This is a genomic window from Rhodococcus sp. NPDC049939, from assembly GCF_040656415.1.
Classification (GTDB): domain Bacteria; phylum Actinomycetota; class Actinomycetes; order Mycobacteriales; family Mycobacteriaceae; genus Rhodococcus_F.
This window is the reverse complement of the sequence record NZ_JBFAMC010000001.1, coordinates 746,803-758,321: the sequence shown is the minus strand read 5'-3', so window position 1 is coordinate 758,321 and position 11,519 is coordinate 746,803. Positions and strand designations below refer to the sequence as shown.

The following is an 11,519-nucleotide window of genomic DNA, read 5'->3' as shown; positions in this document are numbered from 1 at the left end:
TACCACCGATCGGGGCGTAGTTGTCAGGCAAGGTCACCTTCTCGTCGATGTGTGTCATCTGAACCCGTCAGTTCTTGAGGAGGTTGGCGTCGTCGACGGAAGCCGAGCGGCGGGAACGGAAGATGGTCATGATGATCGCCAGGCCGACGACGACCTCGGCGGCCGCCACGACCATGGTGAAGAAGGCGAACACCTGCCCGTCGAGGTTTCCGTGCATTCGGGCAAACGTCACGAACGCCAAATTCGAGGCGTTGAGCATCAATTCGATGCACATGAACACGATGATGGCGTTGCGCCGCATCAGGACCCCGGCGGCACCGATCGTGAACAGCAATGCCGCGAGGTACAGGTAGTTCTCGGGGTTCATCGTGGCCCCTCCTCAGCGGAAGCATCGGGTTCGGATGTGTCCGAAGTACCGAGTGCCCGGGGCGGCATGCTCTCGCGCGGCTCCAGAGATCCACTGACCGAGAGTTCGGAGAACGACCCGTCCGGCAACAACGCCGGTATGTCGACGGCGTTGTGCCGTGCGTAGACGCCGGGACTGGGCAGCGGCGTGGCTCGACCACCCTCGCGGATCCGGTCCTGTGATAGTTCCCGCTGACCCTTTCGCCGCTCGAAGCGTTCGCGGTGCGCAAGCACCATCGCACCAATGGTCGCCGTGATCAGCAACGCGCCAGTGAGTTCGAAGGCCCAGACGTACCGGACGAAAATGAGTTCGGCCAGACCCTCGACGTTGCCCCCTGCATTGGCTTGGTCGAGTCCGACGAACGCGGACATCGAAGCTCTACCGAGACCACCGATCAGGAGAATTCCGAATCCCAGACCCGCCACGATTGCCGCCAGCCGCTGACCACGCAGGTTCTCCACCAGCGATTCCGAGGAGTCGACTCCGATGAGCATGAGCACGAACAGAAACAGCATCATGACCGCGCCGGTATAGACCACGACCTGCACGACACCGAGGAAGAGCGCGCCCTGTGCGATGTAGAAGACCGCCATGATGATCATGGTCGTAGCCAGAAAGATTGCCGAGTAGACGGCCTTGGTCGCGCTCACCACCCCGAGGGCGCCGATAACGGCAATGGTTCCGAGGATCCAGAATTGCACCCCTTCCCCCGTCGAGGTCGCGCTGAAGGGCTCCGCAACCAGCTCGACCGTGGACGTCATTGCGTTCACCACGTCGCCTCTCCTTCCGGATTCACCGCACGTCCCCCGTTGTCGATTCGTCTACGGAGTCGTTCTGCGACGAATCACCTTTGGAGTTCGCTGCCTGCTCCGCTCCAGCAGTGACCGTGCCGCGGTAGTAGTCCTCGGCTGTGGCTCCCGGCGACATCGGGTGTGGCGCAGCAACCATGCCGGGTTCGAGTGGCGCCAACAGTCGGTCCTTCTCGTAGATCAGGTCCGTCCGGTTGTCATCGGCCATCTCGTATTCGTTGGTCATCGTCAACGCCCGCGTCGGGCACGCCTCGATGCACAGACCGCACCCGATACAGCGCAGATAGTTGATCTGGTAGACACGGCCGTAACGCTCCCCCGGTGAGTAGCGTTCTTCATCGGTGTTGTCCGCGCCCTCCACGTAGATGGCATCGGCCGGGCACGCCCAAGCGCACAACTCGCACCCGATGCACTTCTCCAACCCGTCCGCGTAGCGGTTGAGCTGGTGCCTGCCGTGATATCGCTCCGCGGTCGGCGTCTTCTCTTCGGGATAGAACTCGGTGTTGGGCTTCTTGAACATCGTCGAGAAGGTCACACCGAAACCTGCTATGGGACCGAGGAATTTACGCATTGCCGTCCTCCCGGGTCGATCCGATGGAGCGCGGGCCGCCTGTGGCGGTAACTGAAACGGACGTGCGGTGGAACGCCGGCAACGTCTGACCCGGCATCGGTGGAACCGGGAAGCCTCCGGCCATGGGATCAAACGGCTCCAAAGTTTCCGCCGAGGCTTCGGAGCGAGGCTGCGGCTCGACAGGTTCCTCGCGCTCGGGAGCCCTCGGCCGCAGACGCCTCCACAGCACGGCCAGCACTATCAGGGCGACGATCGCACCCGAGACGACGAGAGCGATCGAGGAAACTTCGTAGCCCTCGTTGCGGAACGCGCGAACCGTCGCGACGATCATGACCCACGCCAGCGAGAACGGTATGAGGATCTTCCACCCGAGCCCCATGAATTGGTCGTATCGCAGCCTCGGCAGGGTGGCGCGCAACCAGACGAACACGAACAGGAAAATCCACACCTTCAGCGTGAACCACAACACCGGCCACCAACCCGAGTTCGCTCCTGCCCACAGGTCGATCGGGAACGGGGCACGCCAACCGCCGAAGAACAGCGTGGTCGCCAACGCAGACACCGTCACCATGTTCACGTACTCAGCGAGCATGAACATCGCGAAGCTCAATGAGGAGTACTCGGTGTGGAATCCACCGACGAGTTCGCCCTCCGCCTCGGGGAGGTCGAACGGGGCCCGGTTGGTCTCTCCGACCATCGAGATGGCATATATGAGGAACGACGGCAGCAGCAGAAACACGTACCAGGTGCGCTCCTGAGCCGCGACGATGCCCGAAGTAGACATGGTCCCCGCGTCGAGGAAGACCGCCGCGAACGTCAAGGCCATCGCGATTTCGTACGAGATCACCTGCGCCGTCGAGCGCAGACCGCCCAGCAACGGGTAGGTGGAACCGGAAGCCCAGCCGGCAAGGACGATTCCATAGACGCCGATCGAGGTTGCCGCGAGAACGTAGAGGACGGCCACCGGCAGGTCGGTTAGCTGAAGCGCGGTGCGGTGACCGAAAATCGAAACTTCCGGACCGAAGGGGATCACAGCGAAGGCCATGAACGCGGGAACCGTCGCGATTATCGGGGCCAGCAGATAGATCGGCCTGTCCACGCCCTTCGGGACGATGCCTTCCTTCAGCGCGAGCTTGATGCCGTCTGCGAGACTCTGGAGCATACCCCGCGGTCCCACACGATTCGGACCGACGCGCATCTGCATCCAGGCCATGATCTTGCGCTCGGCCAGAATCGTCACCAGAGGGGTCAGTATGAGAAAGGCGAAGATGGCCACGGCCTTGCCGAGTATCAGCCACCACGGGTCGTGGCCGAACAGCGTCGGGTCTGGATATACGGCGTCGGCGGTCACTGGGAACCTCCCGAAACGACGACGTCGGAGTCTGTCGCACGTCGGATGCCGACGACGTTGCCCGCTGTGGTGGCCAACTGCCGGTACACCGCTGAGCCCGGCGAGTTCAACGGCAGCCACACCACTTGATCCGGCAGATCGGTGATCGCCAACGGCAAGGTGACCGCACCCCGGTCGGTGGTGACGGTCACCGGATCCCCTTCAGCGGCACCGATCTCGGAGGCCGACGCCGCAGGCAGTCGTACCACCGGGGTCCTGGCCGTACCCGCCAGATATGGCTCCCCATCCTGGAGACGACCCGAGTCGAGCAGCATTCGCCAACTTGCCAGCACCGCTTCGCCGGGGCCGGGTATCCGCTGCGGCCTCTGGGGGTGGCGCGGCGGAGCCGAGAAGTCGCCGTCCCAGGCGCCGAGTTCGGCGAGTTCGCGCCGTGCGCTCGCGGCGTCCGCAAGGCCAAGAGACATCCCCATCTCACCGGCGATCGCGTGGAGCACCCGCTGGTCCGGCATCGCACCGGTGTCGCGGAGGGCGGTGTCGAATTCGCGCGTGCGCCCCTCCCAGTCGAGGAAGGTTCCCGGCTTCTCCGTCACCGGTGCCACGGGGAAGACGACGTCCGCGCGATCGGTGATAGCGCTGTGCCGCAACTCCAGACTCACGACGAATCCGGCCGCCTCGACTGCAGTCAACGCTGCCTGCGGATCGGGGAGATCGTCGAGCTCGACGCCACCGAACACCAGCGCTCCGAGAGCCTGCGCCTCCGCCGCCTCCAGGATGCCCTCGACATCCCGGCCGGCTGCGTCCGGCAGGTCCACGCCGTTCCAGACTGCCGCGACCTGTCGCCTCGCCTCGGGATCGTCGACGGGTCGGCCACCGGGCAGAAGGTTCGGTAGGGCACCAGCTTCGAGCGCGCCCCGTTCACCCGCCCGACGCGGTACCCAGGCCAGCCGAGCACCGGTGTCGTCGGCCAATCGAACTGCTGCGGAAAGCGCTCCTGGGACGGTGGCGAGTCGCTCACCGACCATGATCACCGCACCCGGTTGCCGCAACAGTTCGGTGACGCCTGGGTCCGCGTCGCCGATACGGATCGCGTCGAGGATCCCGGGTTCTGCACCCGGCATCGCCTTCAGCAGTCTGCCCGACATCTTCTCCAAGCCACGGGAAGCGTAGGGGGCGATCGAGTACACCGGTAGCGACCTTCGCCGAGCGGACTTCCGCAGTCGGAGGAAGACGATCGGTGACTCCTCCTCTGGCTCGAACGCGGCGAGCAGGACGATCGGTGCACTCTCGAGATCTTGGTAGGTGACGGCGAGTCGCTGCCCAGCCACCCTCGAGGCAAGAAACTCGGCCTCCTCGCCGGAATGGGAACGGACCCGGAAGTCGATATCGTTGGTACCGAGTACGATTCGCGCGAACTTGGCATAGGCGTAGGCGTCCTCCCACGTCGACCGACCGCCGACGACGACCCCAGCGCTACCCCTGGCTGCAGTCAGGCCCTGCGCGGCGGCAGCCAATGCCTCGGACCAGGATGCGGGCGACAAGGTGCCGTCTTCGCCGCGGATCAACGGAGAGGTGATGCGGTCACGCTCGGTTGCGTAGGCGAATGCCCACCGCCCCTTGTCGCAGTTCCATTCCTCGTTGACCTGGGGGTCGTCACCTGCCAGACGGCGCAATACCTTGCCCCGGCGGTGGTCGGTACGCTGAGCGCATCCACTCGCGCAGTGCTCGCAGACGCTGGGGCTCGAGACCAGATCGAACGGGCGTGCACGGAATCGGTATGCGGTTCCCGTCAGCGCACCCACCGGGCAGATCTGCACGGTGTTGCCGGAGAAGTACGACTCGAACGGTTCCTTGGTATAGATGCCGACCTGCTGGAGAGCTCCACGCTCCTGAAGGTCGATGAAGGGGTCGCCCGCAATCTGCTCGGAGAATCGGGTACAACGGGCGCAGAGAACGCACCGCTCGCGGTCCAGGAGCACCTGCGAGGAGAGCGGGATCGGCTTGGGAAACGTGCGCTTGACCCCGCCGAACCGCGAGTCGGCCCGGCCATTGGACATTGCCTGGTTCTGCAAGGGGCACTCGCCGCCCTTGTCGCATACGGGGCAGTCCAGCGGATGGTTGATCAGCAGCAGCTCCATCACGCCCTTCTGCGCCTTGTCGGCGACAGGCGAGGTGAGCTGGGTGTGTACGACCATGCCCTCGGTGACGGTCGTGGTACAGGAAGCGAGTGGTTTTCGCTGGCCCTCGACCTCGACCAGACACTGCCGGCAGGCTCCGACAGGATCGAGCAACGGGTGATCGCAGAACCGCGGGATCTGAATTCCGATCAACTCGGCCGCGCGAATCACCAACGTGCCCTTGGGAACACTGACCTCGATACCATCGATGGTGATATTGATTTCTTCACTCACGGGCGCCTCGGCTTTCACGCGTGTACCCCCGCCATGAGGGTGGACTGATGCGGATCGAACGGGCAGCCGCCCTGCTCGAAATGTGCGAGGTATTCGTCGCGGAAGTACTTGATGGAGGACATGATCGGGCTGGCCGCACCGTCACCGAGCGCACAGAACGCCTTGCCGAGAATGTTGTCCGAGATATCGAGCAGCTTCTGCAGATCCTCCTCGGTGCCTTCTCCTCGCTCCAGACGCCCCAGGATCTGCACCAGCCAGTAGGTGCCTTCCCTGCACGGCGTGCACTTGCCACAGGACTCGTGTGCGTAGAACTCGGTCCAGCGCAGCACCGCACGGACCACGCACGTCGTTTCGTCGAAGATCTGCAATGCCTTGGTGCCCAGCATCGATCCGGCCGCAGCGACGCCTTCGTAATCGAGTGCGACATCGAGATGCGCATCGGTGAATATCGGGGTCGACGAGCCACCTGGAGTCCAGAACTTCAGTCGGTGCCCTGCCCGGACACCGCCTGCGTACTCGAGCAACTCACGCAGTGTGACCCCGAGCGGCGCCTCGTATTGTCCTGGGCGAGTGACGTGCCCGGACAGGGAGTAAAGCGTGAAGCCGGGCGACTTTTCACTACCCATGGACCGGAACCATTCGACGCCGTTCACGATGATCGATGGCACGCTGGCGATCGACTCGACGTTGTTGACGACAGTCGGTGACGCATACAGTCCGGCGACCGCGGGGAACGGTGGCCTCAGCCGCGGCTGGCCGCGGCGCCCCTCCAGTGAGTCGAGCAGCGCTGTCTCCTCGCCGCAAATGTAGGCTCCCGCTCCGGCGTGAACCACCAACTCGAGGTCGTATCCGGTGCCCAGGATGTTTTTGCCGAGATAGCCGGCGGAATAGGCCTCGGCAACCGCGGCCTGCAACCGCCGCAGCACCGGTACGACCTCGCCGCGCACGTAGATGAACGCATGCCCGGCGCGGATGGCGTATGCCGCGATGATGATGCCTTCCACGAGAGTGTGAGGCGTGGCCAGCATCAGTGGAATGTCCTTGCATGTGCCCGGCTCGGACTCGTCGGCGTTCACCACCAGGTAGTGCGGTTTGTCATCGCCCTGTGGGATGAATGACCACTTCATGCCGGTCGGAAATCCGGCACCGCCACGGCCGCGTAGTCCGGCGTCCTTGACGGTCGAGATGACGTCGTCCGGGTCCATCCGCAACGCCATCTGCAGACCCTCGTACCCGCCGTGGCCTTGGTAGGTGTCGAGGGTCCAGGAGGAGGAATCGTCCCAGTAGCGGCTGAGGACAGGGGTCAAAGGCATGTCAATCCCCCTTCCGTCCGTCGTCGTTGGCCGGTGGCGCTTCCGACTCCGTAGCGACTGCTACGTCCGAAGGGTCCGGGGCCGTCATACCCAACTCCCGTGCGACGCGAAGGCCGGCCAGGGTGGGTGCGCCCGCGCTGCCGCCCTCCACCGCGCCGGGGCGTTCGTCGGGAAACCCCGCGAGAATGCGAGCGGTCTCACGGAACGTGCAGAGCGTCTCTCCCCGGCTCGGCGTGACCGCCGCACCGGAACGCAGGTCGTCGACGAGCGCCCGTGCCGACTCCGGTGTCTGGTTGTCGAAGAACTCCCAATTGACCATCACGACCGGGGCGTAGTCGCACGCGGCGTTGCACTCGATGTGCTCGAGGGTGATCTTGCCGTCCGGGGTTGTACCGCCGGGGGCGAGATCGAGGTGTTCGGTCAGAGCTGCGAGGATTGCGTCGCCGCCCATGATCGCGCACAACGTATTGGTGCAGACGCCCACGTGGTAGTCGCCGGTGGGCTCGCGGCGATACATCGAATAGAAGGTGGCCACGCCGGCTACCTCGGCACCTGTCAGTCCGAGCGTAGTGGCGCAGAACTCGACCCCGGCCGGGGTGATGTAGCCGTCCTCGGCCTGCACCAGATGCAGCAACGGCAGCAGAGCAGAACGCGAATCCGGGTAGCGACCGACAATCGATGCCGCGTCCGATTCGAGCCTCACCTGCACATCTGGCGGATACTCCTCGCGTGCACCCGGCCGGACCAGTTGCCCGTCCTCCTCTGGCCTGCGACCCAACTCGACGAACACGGGGCTTCGGTCTGCTGCACTCGCGGGTACCGCGGCCCGGCGGTGCGCCGCATTCTCGTCACTCATCCGCTGCGCTCCCTCTCCGGCCGACCATCCGAACTGCTCCATCGAAAAGACCTGGATTCATCGGTCGACACCACCCATGACGGGATCGATACTTGCGACTGCGGCAATGACGTCGGCGATCATCCCGCCCTCACATGTGGCAGCCACCGACTGCAGATTGGTGAACGAGGGATCACGGAAATGCACCCGATACGGGCGCGTGCCGCCATCGCTGACCATGTGGACACCGAGTTCACCTCGGGGGGATTCGACCGCGACGTACACCTGCCCTGGGGGAACCCGGAAGCCCTCGGTCACCAGCTTGAAATGGTGGATCAACGATTCCATCGACGAGCCCATGATCTTTGCGACGTGACGGGGTGAGTTACCCAGACCATCGGCGCCGAGAGTCAGGTCCGCAGGCCAAGCGATCTTCTTGTCCTCAGCCATCACCGGGCCGGGCCGCAACCGATCGAGGCACTGCTCGACGATCTTGAGTGACTCCTTCATCTCGTCGACCCGGATCAGGTAGCGGTCGTAGGCGTCGCACCCGGTGGCGGTACTGACCTCGAACTCGTAGTTCTCGTATCCGCAGTACGGTTGCGACTTGCGCAGGTCGTGCGGCAGGCCTGTGGCGCGCAGCATCGGACCGGTGACGCCGAGAGCCATGCATCCCGTCAGATCGAGGTAGCCGATGCCCTGTGTGCGCCCCTTCCAGATTCGATTGTCGTTGAGAAGGTTCTCCATGTCGCGCAGACGCTCGGGCATCAGCGTCAGCAACTCTCGGACCTTCTCCACCGCGCCGGGCGGTAGATCCTGGGACAGTCCTCCGGGCCGGATGTACGCATGGTTCATTCGGAGCCCGGTGATCATCTCGAATACGTCGAGGACAAGTTCACGCTCACGGAAGCCGAACAGCATCGCGCTCACCGCGCCGAGTTCCATGCCTCCCGTAGCGAGCGCCACCAGATGCGAGGAGATGCGATTGAGTTCCATGAGCATGACCCGGATGACACTGGCCCGCTCCGGAACCTGCTCGGTGATGTCGAGCAGTTTCTCGACGCCGAGACAATAGGCGACCTCGTTGAAGAACGGAGACAAATAGTCCATGCGGGTTACGAATGTGACTCCCTGCGTCCAGTTTCGGTACTCGAGATTCTTCTCGATTCCGGTGTGCAGATAGCCGATGCCGCACCGGGCCTCGGTCACCGTCTCGCCCTCGATCTCCAGGATCAGCCGGAGGACACCGTGCGTGGACGGATGCTGCGGACCCATGTTGACGACTATGCGTTCCTCGCGGGACTCCGAGCCCGGTTCGCTCGAAACAGCCTTCACCGCATCGACGACCTCGTCCCAGTCCTGTCCGGCGACGGTGTAGACGGTCTCATCGCTCATCACTTGTACCCCCGGCGTTCGTCGGGTGGCGGAATCTCCGCGCCCTTGTACTCGACGGGGATTCCGCCGAGCGGATAGTCCTTGCGCTGCGGATGACCGGACCAGTCGTCAGGCATCTGGATACGAGTCAGCGAGGGGTGTCCGTCGAAGACGATGCCGAAGAAGTCGTACGTCTCCCGCTCGTGCCAATCATTGGTCGGATAGATCTCGGTCAGTGAAGGAATGTGCGGATCGGCATCGGGCACCGCGACCTCGAGCAGGATCCGACGATTGTGTGTAATGGACATGAGTGGATAGACCGCATGTAGTTCACGGCCGGCGTCCTGCGGGTAGTGCACCCCGCTGACGCCCAAGCACATCTCGAAACGTAGATCGGGTTCGTCTCGAAGGTTGCGTGCGACTCGCGTCAGATGCTCTCGGCGCACCTCGAAGGTGATCTGGCCGCGGAACACGACGACCCTCTCGATCGCGTCCTCGAAGACCACATCGGCCTCGGCCAAGGCTGCATGAAGGCCGTCGGCAACGTCGTCGAAATATCCACCGTAGGGACGGGGCGTACTTCCCGGCAGCAGGACCGGGCGAACGAGGCCACCGTACCCGGACGTATCGCCGGTGCCCTGCACGCCGAACAGCCCACGGCGCACATCGATCTGCTCGGGAAGAGGGCTCGCTCCGCTATCGGTCGGCACGGCGGGTTGCTGGGGCGTCTCACCGGCCCCTGTGCCGCTCAACGGAGCAGACCCTTCATGTCGATCGTGGGGGTGGCCGCCAGCGCGGCCTGCTCCGCTGCACGCGCCGCCTCCTCGCGGTTGACACCCAAAGGCATCTGCTGGATCTTCTCGTGCAAGGTGAGAATCGCGTTCAGCAACATCTCGGGGCGTGGCGGACAGCCCGGCAGGTAGATGTCAACGGGGACGACGTGGTCGACGCCCTGCACGATCGCGTAGTTGTTGAACATGCCGCCGGACGACGCGCACACGCCCATCGCAAGTACCCACTTCGGCTCGACCATCTGGTCGTAGATCTGCCGCACCACCGGGGCCATCTTCTGGCTGACCCGGCCCGCAACGATCATGAGGTCGGCCTGTCTCGGCGACGCACGGAACGCCTCCATGCCGAAGCGAGCGATGTCGAAGCGTCCACCGGCAGTAGCCATCATCTCGATCGCGCAGCACGCGAGGCCGAAACTCGCGGGCCATAACGAGCCCTTGCGGACGTAGCCCGCGAGCCCTTCGACCGTAGTCAACAAGAAGCCGCTCGGCAGCCTCTCCTCGATGCCCATATCCGACTTTTCCCTTCCAGCTTGCCTTTTGGATCAAGTTCGAAATCGATCAGTCCCAACTGAGACCGCCGCGTCGCCATTCGTACGCATAGGCGACGGAGACGTTGAAGATGAACAGGGCCATGGCGACCAGACCGAAGAACCCGAGCGCATCGAAGTGCACGGCCCACGGGTAGAGAAACACGATCTCGATGTCGAAGATGATGAACAGCATGGCCGTCATGTAGTACTTCACCGGGAAGCGAGCGGAACCCACGGCCTGTGGCGCGGGCTCGATGCCGCATTCGTAGGCTTCGAGCTTGGCACGATTCAGGCGCTTCGGGCCGACGATCCTCGAGACGATCACGGAGAAGACTGCGAACGCGACCGCGATCGCTCCGAGCACGAGAATCGGCGCATACACATTCATGCCAACTCCAACTCCCCTCTTCACGAGCTGCCGCTCGTTTCGGCCTGTCTTTTCCGAAGCTACGCCCTTGTGAGTTATCACTCGAAGTCTCACTCTTGTGAGTTATCGCACAGCGTACAAGGGTTGTCGTCAAGCCCGGTCGGTTTGAACCAGCGAGTTATGGCAGATCTGGGAGCACGGAAACCCTGTGCGGCACAGGCTGTCGGCCAACCCGTGCACGCGGTGGGAACAACTCGAAAGACTCAGGCGGGCAGCTGGGTACGCAAGAGTACGATGGCCGCTTCTGACAGTTGAAGCGGATCAATCGGATGAGGCACCGCCGCCTCGGCGCGCGACCAAGAGGCCAACCAGGCGTCGTCCGGGCGGCCAGTCAGGACCAGGATCGGGGGACACGGGTCGATCTCGTCCTTCAACTGCTTGGCGATCCCCATCCCACCGGCCGGTACCGCTTCTCCGTCCAGCACGGCCAGATCGATGCCGCCGGCGTCCATGTGGGCGATCACGATCGCCGCCGTCGCCACCTCGTCGAACTCCAGCTCCGGCAGGTCCGGATGCGGCCGCTTGCCCAGTGCCAGGATCACCTTCTGACGTGTATTCGCATCGTCGCTGTAGACGAGGACACGCAACCGATTGGGGCGGGTCGTGTTGGCGGTCACGTCGGTCACGGAGTAGATGCTACCGGTACTACGACCTCGAGACCTGCGGCACGCGGTGATCGAAAACGTCGTATTCGAAATCGA

Annotated in this window: 12 protein-coding genes; all 12 read right to left on the bottom strand. The window is 63.9% G+C overall.

What is annotated here, in order from left to right; genetic code table 11:
- Positions 1-67: 67 nt before the first annotated feature.
- Positions 68-367, bottom strand: coding sequence for an NADH-quinone oxidoreductase subunit NuoK (nuoK, locus tag AB0I57_RS03340; protein ID WP_070377679.1), 300 nt, complete (start codon positions 365-367; stop codon positions 68-70).
- Complete coding sequence (locus AB0I57_RS03335; RefSeq protein ID WP_358333096.1) at positions 364-1,167, bottom strand: NADH-quinone oxidoreductase subunit J; 804 nt, start codon at positions 1,165-1,167, stop codon at positions 364-366. Before AB0I57_RS03335 ends, nuoK begins: the two co-directional genes overlap by 4 nt.
- Before the next feature lie 31 nt (positions 1,168-1,198).
- The gene (nuoI, locus tag AB0I57_RS03330) at positions 1,199-1,786 is read right to left on the bottom strand and encodes an NADH-quinone oxidoreductase subunit NuoI (RefSeq protein ID WP_358329798.1); all 588 of its coding nucleotides are present in this window, start codon (positions 1,784-1,786) and stop codon (positions 1,199-1,201) included.
- Positions 1,779-3,137: an NADH-quinone oxidoreductase subunit NuoH gene (nuoH, locus tag AB0I57_RS03325; RefSeq protein WP_358329795.1), complete on the bottom strand. Its 1,359-nt coding sequence runs from the start codon at positions 3,135-3,137 to the stop codon at positions 1,779-1,781. Before nuoH ends, nuoI begins: the two co-directional genes overlap by 8 nt.
- Positions 3,134-5,563: an NADH-quinone oxidoreductase subunit G gene (locus AB0I57_RS03320; protein ID WP_358329792.1), complete on the bottom strand. Its 2,430-nt coding sequence runs from the start codon at positions 5,561-5,563 to the stop codon at positions 3,134-3,136. Before AB0I57_RS03320 ends, nuoH begins: the two co-directional genes overlap by 4 nt.
- Complete coding sequence (gene nuoF, locus AB0I57_RS03315; RefSeq protein WP_358329789.1) at positions 5,560-6,858, bottom strand: NADH-quinone oxidoreductase subunit NuoF; 1,299 nt, start codon at positions 6,856-6,858, stop codon at positions 5,560-5,562. Before nuoF ends, AB0I57_RS03320 begins: the two co-directional genes overlap by 4 nt.
- A 1-nt stretch (position 6,859) precedes the next feature.
- Entirely contained in the window at positions 6,860-7,714 is an 855-nt protein-coding gene (gene nuoE, locus AB0I57_RS03310; protein WP_358329786.1) for an NADH-quinone oxidoreductase subunit NuoE, read from the bottom strand.
- Positions 7,715-7,771: 57 nt separating this feature from the next.
- The gene (gene nuoD / locus AB0I57_RS03305; RefSeq protein WP_358329783.1) at positions 7,772-9,088 is read right to left on the bottom strand and encodes an NADH dehydrogenase (quinone) subunit D; all 1,317 of its coding nucleotides are present in this window, start codon (positions 9,086-9,088) and stop codon (positions 7,772-7,774) included.
- Positions 9,088-9,777: an NADH-quinone oxidoreductase subunit C gene (locus AB0I57_RS03300; protein ID WP_358329780.1), complete on the bottom strand. Its 690-nt coding sequence runs from the start codon at positions 9,775-9,777 to the stop codon at positions 9,088-9,090. The genes nuoD and AB0I57_RS03300 overlap by 1 nt, the downstream gene beginning before the upstream one ends.
- Positions 9,778-9,815: 38 nt before the next feature.
- Positions 9,816-10,370: an NADH-quinone oxidoreductase subunit B family protein gene (locus tag AB0I57_RS03295; protein ID WP_358329777.1), complete on the bottom strand. Its 555-nt coding sequence runs from the start codon at positions 10,368-10,370 to the stop codon at positions 9,816-9,818.
- A gap of 49 nt (positions 10,371-10,419) precedes the next feature.
- The gene (locus AB0I57_RS03290) at positions 10,420-10,779 is read right to left on the bottom strand and encodes an NADH-quinone oxidoreductase subunit A (protein WP_358329774.1); all 360 of its coding nucleotides are present in this window, start codon (positions 10,777-10,779) and stop codon (positions 10,420-10,422) included.
- Between the two features lie 242 nt (positions 10,780-11,021).
- The gene (locus tag AB0I57_RS03285) at positions 11,022-11,444 is read right to left on the bottom strand and encodes a hypothetical protein (protein WP_358329771.1); all 423 of its coding nucleotides are present in this window, start codon (positions 11,442-11,444) and stop codon (positions 11,022-11,024) included.
- Positions 11,445-11,519 lie beyond the last annotated feature (75 nt).